This window comes from Corynebacterium sp. HMSC05D08, assembly GCF_001807215.1.
GTDB classification, from domain to species: Bacteria; Actinomycetota; Actinomycetes; order Mycobacteriales; family Mycobacteriaceae; genus Corynebacterium; species Corynebacterium striatum.
On the sequence record NZ_KV788353.1, the window covers coordinates 47,057 to 65,251 of the forward strand.

Here is an 18,195-nt window from a genome sequence, read left to right on the forward strand (position 1 = left end):
GCGATAGTTTGACGCAAAAGATTTTCGGGAAAGGGGGTAGCGTGACCAACCCTCTTGGTGAAGAACTCGTCGAGCTCCTGCAGCGACGCTACGACGAATCCACATGCACTTTCACCACCACCCTGCCGGCGAAAACGGCCAGCTATGCGCCGTGGCCCGAATGGGTTCTCCCTGGGCTGCGCACCTTCCTTGAGGGCCGTGACGTGCACAAGCTCTACTCCCATCAGGTCGCGGTAGCCGAGCGCGCCTGGCAGGGAAACGACGTCGTGGTGGCCACAGGCACGTCTTCGGGCAAGTCCTTGGGATACCTGCTTCCCATCCTCACTGCGTTGGCAAGTGACCCTACTGCGTGCGCGTTGTATCTCACCCCCACAAAGGCGCTGGGCTCGGACCAGCTGCACTCCGTTTCGCAGATGTGCAGGGAGGTCGAGGAGCTGCACGGGATGGTTGCCGCGCCTTACGACGGCGATACTCCCACCGAGGCGCGCGCCGGAATCAGGGATGACGCGCGGTTCATTTTCTCCAACCCGGACATGATTCATATGTCGATGCTGGCCTCCCACCAGCGCTGGGCGCGCTTCCTGCGGCATCTGCGCTTCATTGTGATCGACGAGTGCCACTCCTACCGCGGGGTCTTTGGCGCGAACGTGGCGCTGGTGTTGCGCCGCCTATTAAGGCTGTGCGATCACTACGGAGCGCGCCCAGTGGTCATTTCTGCCTCCGCCACAATGAAGGACCCGGCCATCCATACGCAGCGTTTGACGGGGCGTAAAACCCGCGAGGTGACCGAGGACGGTGCGCCGACGGGCGCGCGAACGGTGGCGTTGTGGGAGCCGGGCTTCATTGAAGGCGCTGAAGGCGAAAACGGCGCCCCGGTTCGCCGCGCCGCGACCACGGAAGCTGCCGGAATGATGGCGACCTTCGTGGCAGAGGGCGCGCGCACCTTGACTTTCGTGCGTTCCCGGCGCGCCGCGGAGGTAGTGGCGCTACGCACGGCGGAAGACCTTTCGGGCGCGTTGGGCCGGCCGGATTTCGCCCGCCGCATCGCTGCGTATCGCGCGGGCTACCTGGCAGAAGACAGGCGCAAGTTGGAAAAGGCCCTCGATTCCGGTGAGTTGTTGGGCGTGGCGACGACTTCGGCGCTGGAACTAGGTATCGATGTGGGCGGATTGGATGCCGTCATCACCGCGGGGTTTCCGGGCACGGTGGCAAGTTTTTGGCAGCAAGCAGGCCGCGCGGGCAGGCGCGGGCAAGGCTCCGTGGTGGTGTTGGTGGCACGCGACGAGCCGATGGATACCTACCTGGTGCACCACCCTGACGCGCTGCTGGGCAAGCCAGTTGAGACGAGCGTGTTCAACCCGGCGAATCCCTATATCCTGTTCGGGCACGTCTACTGCGCGGCCGTCGAGAAGCCGCTCCAGGATGCGGAAATCGAGCAGCTCGGGGCGCACGACGTGGTGCATGCTCTGGCGGAGCGGGGGCTGCTGCGCCGCCGCGACCGCGGATGGTTCGCCGCGCCGATTCCGGCTGGGGAGGAGCTCACGCCGGAGACTGCCCACGCGGCGGTGTCGCTGCGCGGTGGTTCGGGCGAAGAGGTCATGATCGTGGATGCTTCTGACGGGCGTTTGCTCGGCACAATCGACGCCGCACGCGCCGCCAGCCAGGTCCATCCCGGCGCGGTGTATCTGCACCAGGGCGAGAGCTACGTCATCGAGGAGCTGCACTTCGCCGACTACCTGGCGCTGGCTAAGCCGGACACCCCGGAGTACACCACGACCCCGCGCTCGACCACGGATATTCGAATCGTGCGCGAGGCCGACGAACTGGTGAACTACGCGCCGGGGCTGTGGGTAGCCAACGTCGAGGTAGAGGTCATCGACCAAGTGACGGGTTATCAGGTGCGTTTGCCTGATGGCACGGTGGGCGATGACATTGCCCTGGAGATGCCGCAACAGCGCCTGCATACCCGCGCGGTGGCGTACACCATCAATCCGCTGGCACTTGCAGCGATGGGCGTCACCGCAGCGGATACGCCTGGCACCTTGCACGCGGCGGAGCACGCCGCCATCGGTCTGCTGCCGCTGATTGCAACATGTGACCGGTGGGATATCGGCGGCGTCTCTACCGCGCAGCATGCGGACACGGGCTTGCCCACGGTGTTTGTGTACGACGGTCACCCCGGCGGCGCCGGCTTTGCCGACGAGGGCTTCCGCCGCTTCCCCGAGTGGATAGCCACCACCTACGAGACGGTGGTCTCCTGCCCGTGCGAGTCGGGCTGCCCGTCCTGCGTGCAGTCACCGAAGTGCGGCAACGGCAACAACCCGCTGGACAAGGCAGGCGCCATCAAGCTGTTGGGCGCGCTGGTGACGATGACGCAATCAGGGCCCATGCCTGCCGACGCTTAGACAGGCCCGGCCCGCGCCACCGCCTCCACCCGCCGTACGGCAACGGTGACGATGACGTCGCGTTCGACCACTCGGCACTCCCGCAGCGTCGATTCGTTGTGCGCGGCCGTCTCCCGCGCCTGGGCGCACGCGTCCCTGCCCCGGGCGTGGTCCCAAGCAGCCGCCACGGCAGCCATGTCCGCCGCAACCTGCGCTTCGTGGCGCGCAGCCACCCGCCCCGCTACGGCGGTGACGCCGAGCAAGAGGGACACGATGGCCACGATGATGCCCGCATTGGCCACGGTGGCATAGCCAGCATCGGAGTTATGCCAGCGGTTCATCGCGTGGACCCGATCTCAGCAGGGAACACAGCACGCGCCTTCATCGACCCGAGCGGGGCCGGCACCGTGGCTTGTGCGGTCACGAGCCCGCCATGCTCAGCAACGTCGACGCTTGCCCCGTCACTCGAGAAGGGCTCCCCGATGGCATGTGCACGGGCAGCTGCCCCAGCGGCGTCGACAGCCGCGAGGTGTGCCGCCATCGTTGCCACCCCGGCGACTGCGCCCGCGGCCACGATGACCAGCGAACTTAACCCCAGAGCCGCCTCGATGGTGACCGAGCCCGTGTCATTACGCAGGATGCGGATGAGTTGCATAGCCTAGCGCGGAGTATTGGAGAGCGCGTCGGTGATGATGGATTCGATGGCGTCGGGAACCTGTCCGCCATTGATGACTGCATAAAGTACCGCAGCCAGCGCCGCAGCAGCGAGTGAGCCCATGGCGTATTCGATCGTCGACATACCCTCGTCGTTGCCTAAGACGGCTTTCATGCGAGTAGCTAGAACTTTCATATCTTTCTCCTTTGTAGTGCTGGTTTCTGTAGTTGATGTGTGAGATTCGTATTAGTGGATAGGTTGCTAAAGCAGCTGGGTCCCCAGGCTGATAATCACGGGCACGAGCCCCAAGACGATGAACGCTGGCAGAAAGCACACGGCTAGCGGAACCGCGATGAATACCCCGGCGCGCTCAGCGCGTGCCACAGCATTCGCGGCGGCCTCCGCGCGCAGCGTCTCCACCAGGCGGTGACAGCCCGCGGCAATCGCGGCGCCGGATTCACCCGAGAGCTCAAGCAGACCCGCCAGATCCGCCAACTGCGGTTGTTCACGCAGGACCGCGATGGCCGAAGACATCGGCGCACCAACCCCCAGCAGCGCGGCAGCTTCCTGCCACGCGGGGCAGGCGCTTGTCGACGCCACCCCAGCCAACGCATCGCGCACCGACAGGCCCGCCTCCACGCACACCGCGAAGAGCTCGAGGTCAGCCGCAACATCAAGAGGCGCTGGCTGCTGCCGCGGCCCATCGCGTGGCGTCTTTGGCCGCACGAGACGACGCAGCGGCGGGGCCGTGGGAATAAGAAGCGCTAGGGCCAGACAAAGCAAGGTCATCATGCCGCAGCCCTCCGCAGGATGTAGCGCGACCAGGCAAAGCCTGCACAGGCAAGGGCCACACCGACGTCGAGAAGCAGGCCCCCTAATCCCCCGCCTAACAGGAACGATAGTGAATCCGCGCCCATCGCCCCTCCCATCGCGATGCCGGCCAACGGCAAACAGGCCAGGATAAGTGCGGTGGCCTGTGGGCCCTGCAGCGAAGACTCCGTGGATTTGGCGTGGCGGCGCGCGGCATCGAGCTGGGCCTGGGCCTGCTCGATAAGATTTGCGAGCGCGACCCCGTGTGCCGTCGACATGCGTATGACGTGGCCAAGGCGCACTACCGCCGGGTCCGCGGCCTCCACGAGCGGGGCGTGAATATGCCCACCGTGAGCAGCCATTCCAGCCGCAGTTTGAAGCGGAAGCCGCACTGCCGCGGGGCATTCTGCAGGGACCGAGTTCACACCGCGTTGCAACGCACCCGCCGTGGTGGCACCCGCCCTGAGATCCGCGGCAACCGTGCCGAGGAAGGTAGCCAGATGTTCCCGACCGCGCCGGGCTTGGCGGGCTTGATTGACGTCGCGGATGTACCAGACCGCACAGACCACAACGAACAACACGGCCACTGCGACGCTGACACGCCCGAATACGTAGCAGCCGAGCACCCCGCAGAAGACCACCGGAACCACAAGTAGCCCGGCAGGGCGAGTCCGCGCGTTGCCTGGCTGCAGCCGGCGAGCTACCGGAGGCTGCATCACAAGGGCCGCTCCCGTTAGGAGTAAGAAGGTCATGGTGCAACCCCCAGGCGCTCAGCGAAGTCCCCGTAACCGGGCCCCTTGCCGGTATCGATGCTCCAGATAAGCTCGGGCACCACGGGGTTTCCTTCGAGCAGCCCGATGTGCGCCAGGCGCCGGCCCTCTGGCCGCCGTTCCATCGCAAGCACCACGTGTACCGCCGCCGCCAGCTGCGAGTGCAGTGCGTCGCGATCCAAACCGCCGAGCCCGGCGAGGGCCTCCATGCGCGCTGGTACCTCCCAAACCGAGTTCGCGTGCAGGGTCCCAGCACCGCCGTCGTGGCCGGTGTTGAGCGCGGCAAGCAAATCCACAACTTCCGCTCCGCGAATTTCTCCCACCACAATGCGGTCGGGGCGCATGCGCAGCGATTGCTGCAGGAGCCGCGCCATCGTGATTTCACCGCGGCCTTCCGCGTTAGCGCGCCGCGCCACCAGCGTCACCACGTGCGGATGCAAAGGCGCAAGCTCCGCGGTGTCCTCAATAACGAGGATGCGCTCAGAGTCTGGCACCGTACCCAGCATCGCTGAGAGCAAAGTAGTCTTGCCCGCTCCCGTTCCGCCAATGACCAGGAAGGAAGCGTGGCGTTCCACAATCGCCCGCAGCAGGGGCTCGACCTCTGCTGCGATGCTGCCGCTTGCCACCAGTTGGTCAAGGCTCGTTTGTGCTTGGCGGAGCACGCGCAAGCTAATGCAGGTGCCGCCCGCAGAAGGCGGGGCAAGCAGCGCGTGCAGGCGCAGGGCTGTGCCATCGGGCCGCGCGAGCCTTCCATCGGCGAAAGGCTGTGCGTCATCGAGGCGCACACCCGCCACCGACGCGAGGCGGGTGGCAAGCTGGCGTACCTCGGCGTCGCTGGCAAAGCTGACGGGCACCGGCTCCAAGCCGCTGCCACGGTCGATGAAGCAACTGCGTGGACCGTTGACCACAACGTCGCTCAGCCCCGGCTGCGCCAGAATCGGTTCCAGCACCCCGAGCCCAAGCGAGTCATGGCGCAGGCGGCGCAAAAGGTCGAGAACATCGCCATCACTGATGACGCCTGCCTCTGCCCGGATACGCCGGGCCAGCGCCGTGGTGTCGGCCACGAGCTCCGGCTCGGCAGCCACAATTCCGCGCAGTTTATCTAGGAGGCTGGTGTTACTCATGAAAGCACCTCGTCGATCACTCGCTGGGCAGCTGCGCGCAACAGGCGCGGTATGCTGCGCAAACCGCCTGTCTCCACGGCCTTGGTCAACCCGCGCACAGTGGGAATCTCCGCAATCGGGTCGCAGTGCACGATGTTCGCAATATCCTCTGGCTCAAGCCCCGACCACTGCCGATGCCGAACCACAACACTGCACGCCATCTGCTGCGCACGCAGCTCCCCAACCAGCTGTGCACACGCCGCGGCGGAGCGCACCTCGGCAGCACAGACGATGATCACGTGTTCACAGACTTGCGGAATATCGCCCGGCGCGGCATCAAAGACAGCACCTTGTGGGTGCAACGCAGCTGCTTGGAAAATGGCCTCGCGCCGCGCTGGCTTAAGGGTCGCTACCTGCGCATGTGCGCTTCGCGACGCCGCCAGCACCCCCAGGTTTCCGTGCCGCGGCACCGCCCGATGCAGGTCCGTGGCGTTTACGGCGCCACTTCCCGCTGCAAGATCCGGCCACCTTGCCCCTGGTTCCTCCTCGATGCCAGCGAGAAGATCGAGCCCACCGGAGTAAGGAGCGGCGTCGACGAGCAGCCCTGCTCCCGCCTCCACCGCGAGCGCATAGGCAAAGGTAGATGTGCCCACTCCCCCGGCTGCGCCAACCACTGCGAGCGCGAAAGAGCCGCCGCTTTGCTCACGTGGGCTCACCTGATCCGCAAGCGCACTCAAGAGCTGCTTCGACTCAGCAGGCACGATGAAGGCTTCGGCGCTGCGGCATTTCATCGCGGCCTCGTAGTCAATGGGGCCGGGGTCGGCCACAACGAAGAAAACCGGGGCAACGCTGTGTTTGGCCACGAGAGCCGCGGTGAGCTTGTCTGCGATGACAACGCTGGCCTTGGGCAGGTGCCGCGGAAAGTCGCGTGGGTCTTCCACCGTGGTGACGTGCACGCTGGTAGCAGCGGCTGCTGCAAGAACCTCGGCGCGCAACGCGGAATCTCCCACGGCGATGGCGATGGTGACGTCTTGTGAACTCATGCCTTAAGCCTGCGGGTGACATAGCCGCTGTTTCTAGAGGCAATTTTCTCGCTGTGGATAACGCACCTATTGGAAACGCGTTGTAGCGATGCAGCGTGACGTGTCAGCAAATATGTGTGGAAAACAGCCGTTTTGTGCTTTCCTTTGCCTTGACCTTCGCGTGCACAAACAGGGCGGAAATAGATGATGACCCGCGCCTCGGGGGGGTGTGCGCGGGTCATCGGTAACCCGGCATCGGGGGGGTGAGCCGGGGCAGGCCGCACAGTATATCGGGGCCTTGCACCGCTCATTATGGCATGGAAGCGGGCCATTGACAACAGCAACCACGGCGCAAGGCACCCAAGGCCCCAGACCAATTGCCTAACGAGAGAAATCACAAAGTTCCGCCAACCTTGCCGCCACCGCGTAACACCCTTAACATTGGTCACAGTATGATTCCCGATCCCCACCGTGCTGAAGCTATCGGCACGGAAGCCGCCTCCACCGCTGCCGATTCCTCCGTGCCCAGCGGTGATTCCCGCGTGGCTGCTTTCTTCGATCTGGATAAAACCATTATCGCCACTTCCTCCGCATTCGCCTTCGGCAAGGAGTTCATGCACAACGGACTCATCACGCCGTCGGAAGCCCTGCAAATGTCGATTGCAAAAGCGGGCTACATGTTTGCAGGCCAATCCAGCGAACAGATGGACGCCACCCGCGACCAGTTAGCAGCAATGGTCGCAGGTTGGTCGGTGGATGAGGTCCACAACATCGTGGCTGAGACGATGCACAACGTGGTCACCCCGGCCATTTATGCCGAGGCCCGCGAGCTCATCACGTTCCATCAATCGGCGGGCCACGAGGTGGTCATCATCTCAGCTTCCGCATCAGCGCTGGTGCGCCCCATCGCCAAGGAGCTCGGCATCACGCGCGTGGCAGCCACCGAGCTAGAAGAAAGCGACGGCCGCTTTACCGGGGAAATCCTCTTCTATTGCAAGGGGCCTGCCAAGGCGCAATCAATAAGTGACATCGCGGAGGAACTGGGGGTCGATCTTGGCGAGTCCTATGCATACTCCGATTCGGCCACAGACATCCCGATGCTCGCAATGGTGGGCCACCCCGTTGCGGTCAATCCTGACCGACACATGAAAAAGCACGCCTTGGAACAAGGCTGGGACATCCGCACTTTCAAGGACCCGGTCCCCCTCTTTACGATGCCCGGCGCGAAGGAAGTAGGCATCGGTTCCGCAGTAGTGGCCGGAATCGCCGCAGTTGTGGCGGCTGGCCTGTGGCTGTCCCAACGCCCCTCGGCCTTCTGGGAACCCGAGAACAGCGCCTAGGCCGACCGCGCGATGCCGTCCGCTTCTTCCCCGCCCGCAGCCCATGCCTTAAGCAGAAACTCCAAAGTTTTGCCAGGCTGCTCCGGATAAGCGCTGATGGCTTCCCAATACTCATCGCGGTGGCGGTTGTAGTAGGTTTCGGGGACCGCAAAGCCACGCGGGTCGAAGCCACTGTGTATCGCCGCGATGCGGGCTGCAACCATGCCGATGAGGTGACTGCGCGAGCCGAAGACGCCGTAGGCAGCGAGCTCCGCATGCAACACCACTGGGAGCAACCGGTCAAAAATCATTCCGCTACCACTGCTGATGAGACGCGCCAAGGCTTGGACACGCGCGGCGCCCGACGCCGCCGGAATGCCTGTTCCGCCCGCCGCAACGTCGAGTCGCGCGAGAACTTGGAGCGGCGAGCGCGCAAAGGTGCGCACAGTAGTCGATTGCACCTCGGGCGCCAGCACCGAGTAGGCACTAATAGCGTTTGCAAGGGGCCCGTCGGCCGCATCTTCGGGCTGCAAATTCGGGGAGATATTTAGGCCTTCGACGAACACCGCGGCCCGTGCGCCGCGCATCGCGGACTCTGCGGAAATAACATCGAATTTCCGTAAACCCGCCGGGCGGCGATGTGCGCGAGAAATTTTCTGAACCGCTTGCGCAGCCGCATTTTCCACCCCAGGCAATGCAAAGAGCGGGGCCAACGGGTCATTTTCTGCCATATCCTCTAGGATAGACCTGTGCGGCCTCTGCGATTCCCCACACACGCAGTTGTCAGGTTTCACTACTATGGCCACTACAGATTTAGACAAACGCTAGGAGTTACTAACCGTGAGCAACGACGGACTATTCACTGACGGATCGGACCAATTCGCACCGAAGGTCAATGCTATCCCGCTCAGCGATGCAGATACCTCGAGGCCCGGTGAGGTATCCGTGGGACAGCTGGTCTCCAACGCTACCGAGCAGATGTCTCAGCTCGTCCGCTCCGAGGTTGAGCTCGCCAAGACCGAGCTTGCTCAATCCGCCAAGAAGGGCGGCATCGGTGCTGGCATGTTCGGCGTCGCTGGCACCATCGCGCTGTACAGCTCTTTCTTCTTTTTCTTCTTCCTTGCGGAGCTGCTCGACCTCTGGCTCGATCGCTGGGCAGCGTTCCTGATCGTCTTCCTCATCATGCTGGTTCTCGCAGCCATCGTGGGCTTTATCGGCTTCAAGAACATCAAGAAGGTTAAGGCACCTGAGAAGACCATCCAGTCCACCAAGGAACTCAAGAAGTTAGTCCCAGGCAAGGCAACCAAGTCCGTTGAACGCGGCCTGTACACCTAAAACCATTTAGCAGCACTTTCCAACTTCACTTGTCTCCGCCCGAGGCTTGTCTTCTCCGCCCGAGGCTGATCTTCTCCGCCCGAGGCTGAATCTCTCCGCCCGAGCTCCCCAGCTCGGGCGGGTTTAGCTTTTATAAGGCAAGGAAAGAAAGGAAACCGTTCCCATGGCCCAGACTCCTGCGCCGTTGCCCCCTTCAGTAGTTGAGCTCGAAGGCCCCTTCACGCACGAGTTTGTGCACACCCGTGGCATCAGGCTGCATGCAGCGACCGCTGGGTCACCGAGCGATCCGCTCGTCCTCCTCCTGCATAGCTCCTTCGGCGGGTGGTTCGATTTCAAGGACGTCATCGCCCCCATTGCTGAGCAAGGCTTCCACGTCGCTGCCCTCGATATGCGCGGTTTCGGAATGTCGGACAAGCCCCCAGTGGAGGTAGGCCAGGACATTCGCGCGATGGTCGGTGACATCACGGGCGCCATCCAGGCATTGGGCCACGATTCCGCATACCTAGTCGGTGCAGATTCCGGTGGTGCCATTGCATGGGCCGTGGCCTGCGAACGCCCCGAACGTACCTTGGGACTAGTCTCTGTTTCCGCGTCCCACCCCGTCGATCTGCGCCGCGCCATGGCCGCCCGCCCATGGGACTTCGGGTGGCTGCTACTGCGCGCAGGCCTATGCCGCCTAGCAGGGCCCATCCGCCGGCATAACCCCTTAATGCGTCCCTCCACTTATGAAAAGGAGCTGGCCCTCAACACGGATTCAAAGTTCCCAGCTGAGCGCCGGGGCGACGTCGCCAAGCTGCGCATTCAAGCCTCGCAGATAGGAAACGTCCGCCGAGGGATCCTGTGGAACCACCGCATGCGCACCGCCGTGCCACCGTTAAGCTGGATCGACTCGAAGGTCGAAGCGCCGGTTTTGTACCTGCATCCCAAGCAACAACTGTGGCGCCCACTCCTGCGTCGCGCCGAGAAACGCACGGCAAGCGCGTTCCGGAACGCCACCATCGCTCAGACCAAGAACCTGCCCCACATTGAGTCGCCCGCAGCCTTCGCAACGATGGTCAGCGAATGGCTCAACTCGCATGATTGGGAATGTGCGAAATAAGTAACAGTTAATCTATCCCGAGCGCCACCCCACACAGGGGGTGGCTTTTTCTTTATTATTAAGCCTAAAATCCCAGTTCACGGGATACTAACTAGCGACTTATAGTTTTTATCACATGTTTATAAATTACAAACTCTTGAATGTGTGCGTGAACACAAGGTAACTTCATTTCAAACCTAAAAGGTTCGCAAATGTTCATCCAATGCTCTACGCAATTCGGAGGTCTCTCCCCCTTATGACGATCAAAAAGACGCTTGCTGTCGTATCGGCAGCTTCCGTAGCCCTTACCCTCGCGGCATGTGGCAGCGACAGCAACGACAGCGCCGCAGGTGGATCCGCTAGCGGCGACAACCTAATCACCGCTTGGGGCAGCGAGCCACAAAACCCGCTGATTCCTGCAAACACCAATGAGACCGGCGGTGGCCGCATCGTTGACTCCATCTACTCCGGCCTCGTGTACTACGACTCCGAGGGCAAGACTCAAAACGAAATCGCCGAGTCCATCGAGCCCAACGATGACAACACCGAGTTCACCATCAAGCTCAAGGAGACCAACTTCTCCGACGGCTCCCCGGTTACCGCAAAGAACTTCGTTGACGCTTGGAACTACGCCGTAGCAAACGACCAGCTCAACGCATCCTTCTTCGGCAACATCAAGGGCTACAAGGAAGGCGTCAAGGAGCTCGAGGGCCTCAAGGTCGTCGACGATCTGACTTTCACCGTTACCCTGACCAACCCAGAGCAGGACTTCCCGGCTCAGCTCGGCTACTCCGCGTTCTACCCGCTGCACGAGTCTGCTTTCGAGGACATGGACGCCTTCGGCCAGAACCCAATCGGCAACGGCCCATACAAGCTCTCCGAGTGGAACCACAACCAGGACGCAACCGTCGTTCCTAACGAGGAATACAAGGGTGGCCAGAAGGTTGCCAACGACGGCGTGAAGTTCGTCTTCTACACCGACAACGACGCCGCTTACGCTGATCTACTCTCCGGCAACCTGGATCTCCTAGACTCCATTCCGGACTCCGCTTTCGACGTCTACGAGGCTGACCTCGGCGACCGTGCAGTCAACCAGCCTTACGCTGGCTTCCAGTCCTTCACCATCGGCGAGAACCTCGAGCACTTCTCCGGTGAAGAGGGCAAGCTGCGCCGCCAGGCCATCTCCTACGCAATCAACCGCGAGGAGATCACCGAGACCATCTTCAAGGGCACTCGCACTCCTGCCAAGGACTTCACCTCCCCAGTTCTCCCGGGTTACTCCGAGGACATCAAGGGCAACGAAGTCGTGAAGTACGACCCAGAGAAGGCTAAGAAGCTGTGGGCTGAGGCTGACAAGATCAACAAGTGGGCTTCCCCGTCCTTCGAGATTGCCTACAACTCTGACGGTGGCCACAAGAGCTGGGTTGATGCAGTGTCCAACTCCATCAAGAACACCCTGGGCATCGAGGCCGTTGGCGCTCCTTACCCAGACTTCAAGTCCCTGCGTGACGAGGTAACCAACCGCACCATCAAGACCGCTTTCCGTACCGGTTGGCAGGCAGACTACCCATCCCTGGGCAACTTCCTTGCTCCGCTGTACCAGACCGGCGGTTCCTCGAACGACGGTGACTACGCCAACGAAGAGTTCGACAAGCTGCTCGTTGAGGCTGCAAAGTCCTCCTCCCAGGAAGAGGCCGCTAAGAAGTACAACGAGGCTCAGTCGCTGCTGTTCGAAGATCTCCCAGCCATCCCGCTGTGGTACCCGAACGCCACTGGTGGCTTCTCCGAGGCTGTAAGCAACGCTTCCTTCAACTGGAAGGGCGTCCCGGTCTACTACGAGATCACCAAGAACTAAGTTCTGCGTTAAGCTTTAGACTCGCGCAACGCAAAGCTCCGTCTCCTGTCTGGGAGACGGAGCTTTTTGTTCGCTTGGCGACGCCCCCTTAGCTTCGCCATTTCCTGAGTCTTATTCATAAAATATGCACGGTTTTCCGCCGTTGCATGCTCGGAAGCAAGAATAACTTTCATCCCGCTAATTTTTGGATCTTCTATGCAGTGCTTCTAGTCTAAATGCGATGTTTCCCTACGCACCGCGTGAAAGGTACAACTGCATGAATCTCAAGAAGACTCTCGCTTTCCTAGCCGTAGCCACGGCCTCGGTTTCCCTGGCTGCTTGCGGCTCCTCCGACAACGGCGGTTCCTCTGACGGAATCGTCTTGGCCAACGGAGCGGAGCCGCAGAACCCGCTAATCCCGGCAAACACCAACGAAAATGGTGGCGGACGCCTAACCAAGCTGATCTATGCCGGCTTGGTCTACTACGACAACGCCGGCGAGACCCACATGGACGTCGCCGAGTCCATCGAGCCAAACAAGGACAACACTGTCTTCACAGTCAAGCTCAAGGACACCAAGTTCTCCGATGGCTCGCCGGTCACTTCGAAGGACTTCGTCGATACGTGGAACTACGCCGTTGAGAAGAACTTCAACAACGCGTACTTCTTCGAAATGATCAAGGGCTACAAAGAGGGCGCTAAGTCCATGGAGGGACTGAAGGTCATCGATGACTCCACCTTCACCATCGAGCTGGCCGCACCCGACGCCGACTTCGTCAGCCGCCTGGGCTACGACGCCTACTTCCCGATGCACGAGTCCGCCTTCGCCGACATCGATGGTTATGGCGAAAACCCAATCGGCAACGGCCCATACATGCTGGATTCCTGGAACCACAACGTTGACGCCACAGTGGTCAAGAACCCGGAGTACACCGGCGAGCGCACAGCTCAGAACGAAGGCGTGAAGTTCACCTTCTACGCCCAAGGCGACGCCGCCTACGCTGACCTGCTCTCCGGCAACCTCGACGTATTGGATGCCATCCCAGACTCCGCATTCTCCACTTACGAGCAGGAGCTCGCCGGCCGTTCCACTTCCGACGCCTCCGCCCGCCAGGTTGCTTTGACCCTTAACGAAAACCTCGACCACTTCTCTGGTGAAGAGGGCAAGCTGCGCCGCCAGGCCATCTCCCACGCCATCAACCGCGACGAGATCACCGAGGTCATCTACAAGGGCACCGCAACCGCAGCCAAGGACTTCACCTCGCCGGCGATCCCGAACTACAACGACTCCATCAAGGGCTCCGACGTGCTCAACTACGATCCCGCCAAGGCGAAGGAGCTGTGGGACAAGGCGGACAAGATCAGCAAGTTCGAAGGGACGCTGCCGATTTCCTACAACGCTGACGGCAACAACAAGGCTTGGGTCGACGCCGTGGCAAACTCCATCAAGAACGCTCTGGGCATCGAGTCCGTGGGTAATCCGTACCCTGACTTCAAGTCCTTCCGTGACGAAGTTAAGAACCGCACCGCTAAGGGCGCAACCCGATCCAGCTGGTCCGCCGACTACCCGGCCACCAGCGCCTTTATCGGCCCCCTGTACGGCACCGGCGCCGGCAACAACGATGCCGACTACTCCAACCCAGAGCTCGACTCCCTCATCGACAAGGCAGCGTCCAGCTCCCCCGAAGAGGCCGTAAAGGTTAACGAGCAAATCCAGCAGATCCTTTTCGAGGATCTGCCCGCCGTCCCGCTGTGGTACCCGAACACCACGATCGGTTGGTCCGAGTCCGTCAACAACGTCGCGGTCAGCTGGAACGGCACTATCCCGTTCTGGGAGATTTCTAAGGCCTAGCCTTTCCGCAGCAGCATCGCCCAATATAGGGTGAGCCTGCTCACCACATAGGGCAAAGGGCACCCCCATCTGTCGTTTCAAGGACAGATGGGGGTGCCCCTATTTTTACCCCCATGAATAAATTGAAAATGCCTGCATATTCCACATTTACGCGGCTACCAGCGGCTAAAATATACCAACCTGCCAACCACTAGAAACCACACTTTTCTGTGATGCGCACAGATTCAGAGATTACTCATTGAGCGAGATCACAAACTAGGATTCCCTGTAGCCACGACAGGCAAACTCTCAAGACACGCGTAGCAGCCTCTGCCACAACCCTTCCCCAGGGTCGCGACCTTCTCGGTCGCGCGGCGTCGGCAAGCGCATGCTCACAACTAGTAAAGGACAACACTATGTTGCGCTATATCGGGCGACGAGTGCTCCAGATGATTCCGGTGTTCTTCGGAGCTACCCTCCTCATCTACGCACTTGTCTTCTTGATGCCCGGTGATCCGGTCGAAGCCCTGGGCGGCGACCGCGGTCTCACCGAGGCAGCTCGCGCTAGGATCGAGGCCGAATACAACCTCGACAAGCCATTTATTGTCCAGTACCTGCTCTACATCAAGGGCATTTTCATGCTGGACTTCGGAACCACCTTCTCCGGAATCCCCGTCACCGAAGTTATGGCCAATGCTTTCCCAGTTACGGTGAAGCTCACTCTCATGGCCATTGTCTTTGAAACAGTCTTCGGCATCCTGTTCGGCGTCATCGCCGGTATGCGCCGCGGAGGAATCTTCGATTCCACCGTCCTGGTCGCTTCCCTGCTCGTCATCGCAGTGCCTTCCTTCGTCATCGGCTTTGTCTTCCAGTACCTCGTGGGTATTAAATGGCAGCTCCTTCCGGTGACGGTGGGCGCGAAGGCCAGCTTTGAGTCGCTCCTCATGCCAGCAATGGTGCTGGGTGCGCTCTCCTTGGCATATGTCATCCGCCTGACCCGCCAGTCTGTTGCTGAGAACCTCCGCGCAGACTACGTGCGTACCGCCCGCGCAAAGGGCCTTTCCAGTGGTGCCGTCACCCGCCGCCACGTCCTGCGCAACTCCCTGATTCCAGTGGCTACCTTCATCGGTGCCGACATCGGCTCCCTGATGACCGGTGCCATCGTTACCGAGGGCATCTTCGGCATCAACGGCGTTGGCGGAACCATGTACCAGGCCATCCTGCGTGGTGAGCCGACCACCATCGTTTCCTTCACCACGGTCTTGGTGATCATCTACATCATCGCCAACCTGCTGGTTGACCTCCTCTACGCAGTACTCGACCCGAGGATCCGTTATGCCTAATTTCGAAAAGACTACTCAGTACCCTGGCCAAGAGCACTACGTCAACGAGGTCGACGAAACCGGTCTCGGCGCTGTCGACGCCGTCAAGGACGAGTCTGCTCCTTCTTCCCAATGGGGAGAGGCATGGCGCTACCTGCGCCGCCGCCCGCTGTTCTGGGTTGCGGCCACCATGATCGTTATCGCAGTCCTGCTGGCGCTGTTCCCAGGTCTGTTCACCAACACCGATCCACGCATGTGCGAGCTGTCTAAGTCGCTCGCTCCTGCCGAGTCCGGTCACCCCTTCGGATTTAACCGCCAAGGTTGCGACATCTACGCTCGCGTCATCTATGGCGCACGTGCCTCTGTCACCGTGGGCGTGCTGACCACGATTCTCGTGGTCATCATCGGCGCCCTAGTGGGCGCCGTAGCCGGCTTCTTCGGTGGATGGATTGACTCCGTTCTCTCCCGCATCACCGATATCTTCTTCGCTATTCCGCTGGTTCTGGCGGCAATCGTTGTTATGCAGATGTTCAAGGAGCACCGCACCATCATCACGGTGGTCTTGGTCCTTGGTCTGTTCGGCTGGGTCTCCATCGCCCGTATTACGCGTGGCGCCGTGGTCTCCATCAAGAACGAGGAATACGTGCAGTCCGCGCGCTCTATCGGCGCGTCGAACATCCACATCCTCTTCAGCCACATCCTGCCGAACGCTGCAGCGCCGATTATTTCCTACGCCACCGTGGCGCTGGGTACCTACATCGTCGCCGAGGCAACCCTGTCCTTCCTGGGCATCGGTCTGCCGTCCACGTTCGTCTCCTGGGGCGGAGACATCTCTGACGCACAGGCTTCCCTGCGTGTTAACCCGGCCGTCCTGTTCTACCCGGCAGGCGCCCTGGGCCTGACCGTTCTGAGCTTCATCATGATGGGTGACGTCGTTCGCGACGCCCTCGACCCGAAGGCAAGGAATCGCTAATGAATAAGCCGCTACTTGAAATGAAGGACGTCCACATCTCCTTCGAGACCTCCACCGGTACCGTCGAGGCAGTTCGTGGTGTCAACCTGAGCATCTACCCAGGCCAGTCCGTGGCAATCGTGGGCGAGTCCGGCTCCGGTAAGTCCACCACCGCTATGTCCATCCTGGGCCTTCTACCGGGCACCGGCAAGGTCACCAAGGGTCAGATCCTCTTCGAGGGCGAGGACATCACCCACTACAACAACAAGCAGTTCGAAGCCCTCCGCGGCAACAAGATCGGCTTGGTCCCGCAGGATCCAATGTCCAACCTGAACCCGGTGTGGCGTATTGGCACCCAGGTTGAGGAATCCCTCAAGGCCAACAACGTGGTTGAGGGTTCCGAGCGCGAGAAGCGCGTGGTGGAGATCCTTGAGGAAGCTGGGCTTCCCGACGCCGAGCGTCGCGCCAAGCAGTACCCGCACGAGTTCTCCGGTGGTATGCGCCAGCGCGCGCTCATCGGTATCGGCCTGGCCGCTCGCCCGAAGCTTCTTATCGCCGACGAGCCGACCTCGGCACTCGACGTGACCGTGCAGAAGACCATCCTGGACCACCTCGAGCACCTCACCGAGTCCCTCGGCAACGCGGTTCTGTTCATCACCCACGACTTGGGCCTCGCGGCAGAGCGTGCTGAGCACCTCATCGTTATGCACCGCGGCCGCATCGTGGAATCTGGCCCCTCGCGAGACATCCTGCGCGACCCTGAGCACCCCTACACCCGCCGTCTGGTCACCGCGGCTCCTTCCCTCGCTTCCTCCCGCATCCGTGCGGCCCAAGAAGCCGGAATCGAGACCGAGGAGCTCAAGACCGGCACTGCAAGCCACGCTGCCAACATTGAGGAAGAAACCGTCATCTCCGTACGCAACCTGACCAAGGAATTTGATATTCGTGGTCAGCGCGGCGAGAAGAAGCTGCTTAAGGCAGTTGACGATGTCTCCTTCGACATCCGCCGCGGCACCACCATGGCGCTCGTGGGCGAGTCCGGTTCGGGTAAGTCCACCGTGGCCAACATGGTCCTGGGCCTGCTGGAGCCGACCTCCGGCACCATCGAGTTCGAAGGCAAAGACACTTCCAAGCTCTCCAAGAAGGAACTGTTCAACCTGCGCCGCAAGATGCAGGTCGTCTTCCAGAACCCGTATGGCTCCCTGGACCCGATGTACTCCATCTTCAAGTGCATCGAAGAGCCGCTGGCTCTGCACAAGGTGGGAAGCCGTAAGGAGCGTGAGGCCCGCGTGGCTGAGCTGCTCGACATGGTGGCCATGCCGCGTTCTGCGATGCGCCGCTACCCGAACGAGCTCTCCGGCGGTCAGCGCCAGCGTATCGCCATCGCCCGCGCCTTGGCGCTGCGCCCAGAGGTCATCGTCCTCGACGAGGCAGTCTCCGCACTGGACGTTCTGGTGCAGAACCAGATCATCCAGCTGCTGGCCGAGCTGCAGTCTGAGCTAAAGCTGTCTTACCTCTTCATCACGCACGATCTGGCAGTTGTCCGCCAGACGGCCGATGACATTGTGGTTATGAAGAAGGGCCAAGTCATGGAGGCAGGCACCTCCGATTCCATATTCAACGACCCACAAGAGGAATACACCCGCAACCTCATCAACTCGGTTCCGGGCATGCACCTCGAGATCGGCACTGGCTCCAACCTCGGATTAGCCAAGGAGTAACACCTCCCCCCATTTCGTTATAAGAAGTTCCACCGGAGGGCTCCGAGGATTCATTACGT

The 18,195-nt window shown here is 61.4% G+C and carries 17 protein-coding genes; 9 read left to right on the forward strand and 8 right to left on the reverse strand.

The genetic code is table 11. The features are described 5' to 3' along the window. The first annotated feature begins 41 nt into the window (after window positions 1-41). Window positions 42-2,405 (forward strand): DEAD/DEAH box helicase, encoded by a 2,364-nt coding sequence (locus HMPREF3148_RS10800; RefSeq protein ID WP_049151265.1) that lies wholly within the window; start codon window positions 42-44, stop codon window positions 2,403-2,405. Here HMPREF3148_RS10800 and HMPREF3148_RS10805 read toward each other — a convergent pair. From HMPREF3148_RS10805 to ssd, 7 genes are all read right to left on the reverse strand, one after another. After that, the gene (locus tag HMPREF3148_RS10805; RefSeq protein WP_005531234.1) at window positions 2,402-2,725 is read right to left on the reverse strand and encodes an Rv3654c family TadE-like protein; all 324 of its coding nucleotides are present in this window, start codon (window positions 2,723-2,725) and stop codon (window positions 2,402-2,404) included. The two genes, HMPREF3148_RS10800 and HMPREF3148_RS10805, sit on opposite strands and share 4 nt — an antisense overlap. Then, on the reverse strand, window positions 2,722-3,039 hold the full coding sequence (locus HMPREF3148_RS10810) for a hypothetical protein (RefSeq protein WP_005531236.1): 318 nt from the start codon (window positions 3,037-3,039) through the stop codon (window positions 2,722-2,724). The genes HMPREF3148_RS10805 and HMPREF3148_RS10810 overlap by 4 nt, the downstream gene beginning before the upstream one ends. A gap of 3 nt (window positions 3,040-3,042) precedes the next feature. Then, a complete protein-coding gene (locus tag HMPREF3148_RS10815) occupies window positions 3,043-3,234 on the reverse strand; it encodes a DUF4244 domain-containing protein (RefSeq protein ID WP_005531238.1) in 192 nt (63 codons plus the stop codon). A 66-nt stretch (window positions 3,235-3,300) separates the two neighbouring features. Then, window positions 3,301-3,831 (reverse strand): type II secretion system F family protein, encoded by a 531-nt coding sequence (locus HMPREF3148_RS10820; RefSeq protein WP_005531240.1) that lies wholly within the window; start codon window positions 3,829-3,831, stop codon window positions 3,301-3,303. Further along, the gene (locus HMPREF3148_RS10825) at window positions 3,828-4,565 is read right to left on the reverse strand and encodes a type II secretion system F family protein (RefSeq protein WP_236081525.1); all 738 of its coding nucleotides are present in this window, start codon (window positions 4,563-4,565) and stop codon (window positions 3,828-3,830) included. Before HMPREF3148_RS10825 ends, HMPREF3148_RS10820 begins: the two co-directional genes overlap by 4 nt. A 32-nt stretch (window positions 4,566-4,597) precedes the next feature. Beyond that, window positions 4,598-5,743: a TadA family conjugal transfer-associated ATPase gene (locus HMPREF3148_RS10830; protein WP_049062464.1), complete on the reverse strand. Its 1,146-nt coding sequence runs from the start codon at window positions 5,741-5,743 to the stop codon at window positions 4,598-4,600. After that, window positions 5,740-6,765, reverse strand: coding sequence for a septum site-determining protein Ssd (ssd, locus tag HMPREF3148_RS10835; RefSeq protein ID WP_070509121.1), 1,026 nt, complete (start codon window positions 6,763-6,765; stop codon window positions 5,740-5,742). The genes HMPREF3148_RS10830 and ssd overlap by 4 nt, the downstream gene beginning before the upstream one ends. A gap of 419 nt (window positions 6,766-7,184) precedes the next feature. Here ssd and HMPREF3148_RS10840 point away from each other — a divergent pair, with 419 nt between their 5' ends. Continuing rightward, entirely contained in the window at window positions 7,185-8,084 is a 900-nt protein-coding gene (locus HMPREF3148_RS10840) for an HAD family hydrolase (RefSeq protein WP_371440711.1), read from the forward strand. Here the strand turns inward: HMPREF3148_RS10840 and HMPREF3148_RS10845 are convergent. Next, the gene (locus tag HMPREF3148_RS10845) at window positions 8,081-8,794 is read right to left on the reverse strand and encodes a hypothetical protein (protein WP_049062467.1); all 714 of its coding nucleotides are present in this window, start codon (window positions 8,792-8,794) and stop codon (window positions 8,081-8,083) included. The genes HMPREF3148_RS10840 and HMPREF3148_RS10845 overlap by 4 nt on opposite strands. 109 nt (window positions 8,795-8,903) lie before the next feature. Here HMPREF3148_RS10845 and HMPREF3148_RS10850 point away from each other — a divergent pair, with 109 nt between their 5' ends. The 7 genes from HMPREF3148_RS10850 (at window position 8,904) to HMPREF3148_RS10880 (ending at window position 18,136) form a co-directional block, all read left to right on the forward strand. Next, window positions 8,904-9,398 (forward strand): phage holin family protein, encoded by a 495-nt coding sequence (locus HMPREF3148_RS10850; RefSeq protein WP_005531246.1) that lies wholly within the window; start codon window positions 8,904-8,906, stop codon window positions 9,396-9,398. Between the two features lie 163 nt (window positions 9,399-9,561). Continuing rightward, on the forward strand, window positions 9,562-10,497 hold the full coding sequence (locus tag HMPREF3148_RS10855) for an alpha/beta fold hydrolase (RefSeq protein WP_070509123.1): 936 nt from the start codon (window positions 9,562-9,564) through the stop codon (window positions 10,495-10,497). 235 nt (window positions 10,498-10,732) lie between these two features. Next, window positions 10,733-12,331, forward strand: coding sequence for a peptide ABC transporter substrate-binding protein (locus HMPREF3148_RS10860; protein WP_049147264.1), 1,599 nt, complete (start codon window positions 10,733-10,735; stop codon window positions 12,329-12,331). A gap of 256 nt (window positions 12,332-12,587) precedes the next feature. Next, the gene (locus HMPREF3148_RS10865) at window positions 12,588-14,162 is read left to right on the forward strand and encodes a peptide ABC transporter substrate-binding protein (RefSeq protein WP_049151271.1); all 1,575 of its coding nucleotides are present in this window, start codon (window positions 12,588-12,590) and stop codon (window positions 14,160-14,162) included. A gap of 395 nt (window positions 14,163-14,557) precedes the next feature. Continuing rightward, the gene (locus tag HMPREF3148_RS10870) at window positions 14,558-15,484 is read left to right on the forward strand and encodes an ABC transporter permease (protein WP_005531255.1); all 927 of its coding nucleotides are present in this window, start codon (window positions 14,558-14,560) and stop codon (window positions 15,482-15,484) included. After that, on the forward strand, window positions 15,477-16,436 hold the full coding sequence (locus tag HMPREF3148_RS10875) for an ABC transporter permease (RefSeq protein WP_005531257.1): 960 nt from the start codon (window positions 15,477-15,479) through the stop codon (window positions 16,434-16,436). The genes HMPREF3148_RS10870 and HMPREF3148_RS10875 overlap by 8 nt, the downstream gene beginning before the upstream one ends. Then, the gene (locus HMPREF3148_RS10880) at window positions 16,436-18,136 is read left to right on the forward strand and encodes a dipeptide ABC transporter ATP-binding protein (protein ID WP_046645709.1); all 1,701 of its coding nucleotides are present in this window, start codon (window positions 16,436-16,438) and stop codon (window positions 18,134-18,136) included. The genes HMPREF3148_RS10875 and HMPREF3148_RS10880 overlap by 1 nt, the downstream gene beginning before the upstream one ends. Window positions 18,137-18,195: the final 59 nt, after the last annotated feature.

What these genes read in the sequence shown, in the direction of transcription:
- HMPREF3148_RS10820 (WP_005531240.1), bottom strand. Translation starts at nt 3,831, where the DNA reads ATGATGACCTTGCTTTGTCTGGCCCTAGCGCTTCTTATTCCCACGGCC.
- HMPREF3148_RS10805 (WP_005531234.1), bottom strand. Translation starts at nt 2,725, where the DNA reads ATGAACCGCTGGCATAACTCCGATGCTGGCTATGCCACCGTGGCCAAT.
- HMPREF3148_RS10870 (WP_005531255.1), top strand. Translation starts at nt 14,558, where the DNA reads ATGTTGCGCTATATCGGGCGACGAGTGCTCCAGATGATTCCGGTGTTC.
- HMPREF3148_RS10875 (WP_005531257.1), top strand. Translation starts at nt 15,477, where the DNA reads ATGCCTAATTTCGAAAAGACTACTCAGTACCCTGGCCAAGAGCACTAC.
- HMPREF3148_RS10880 (WP_046645709.1), top strand. Translation starts at nt 16,436, where the DNA reads ATGAATAAGCCGCTACTTGAAATGAAGGACGTCCACATCTCCTTCGAG.
- HMPREF3148_RS10860 (WP_049147264.1), top strand. Translation starts at nt 10,733, where the DNA reads ATGACGATCAAAAAGACGCTTGCTGTCGTATCGGCAGCTTCCGTAGCC.
- ssd (WP_070509121.1), bottom strand. Translation starts at nt 6,765, where the DNA reads ATGAGTTCACAAGACGTCACCATCGCCATCGCCGTGGGAGATTCCGCG.
- HMPREF3148_RS10810 (WP_005531236.1), bottom strand. Translation starts at nt 3,039, where the DNA reads ATGCAACTCATCCGCATCCTGCGTAATGACACGGGCTCGGTCACCATC.
- HMPREF3148_RS10845 (WP_049062467.1), bottom strand. Translation starts at nt 8,794, where the DNA reads ATGGCAGAAAATGACCCGTTGGCCCCGCTCTTTGCATTGCCTGGGGTG.
- HMPREF3148_RS10815 (WP_005531238.1), bottom strand. Translation starts at nt 3,234, where the DNA reads ATGAAAGTTCTAGCTACTCGCATGAAAGCCGTCTTAGGCAACGACGAG.
- HMPREF3148_RS10830 (WP_049062464.1), bottom strand. Translation starts at nt 5,743, where the DNA reads ATGAGTAACACCAGCCTCCTAGATAAACTGCGCGGAATTGTGGCTGCC.
- HMPREF3148_RS10825 (WP_236081525.1), bottom strand. Translation starts at nt 4,565, where the DNA reads ATGCAGCCTCCGGTAGCTCGCCGGCTGCAGCCAGGCAACGCGCGGACT.
- HMPREF3148_RS10865 (WP_049151271.1), top strand. Translation starts at nt 12,588, where the DNA reads ATGAATCTCAAGAAGACTCTCGCTTTCCTAGCCGTAGCCACGGCCTCG.
- HMPREF3148_RS10855 (WP_070509123.1), top strand. Translation starts at nt 9,562, where the DNA reads ATGGCCCAGACTCCTGCGCCGTTGCCCCCTTCAGTAGTTGAGCTCGAA.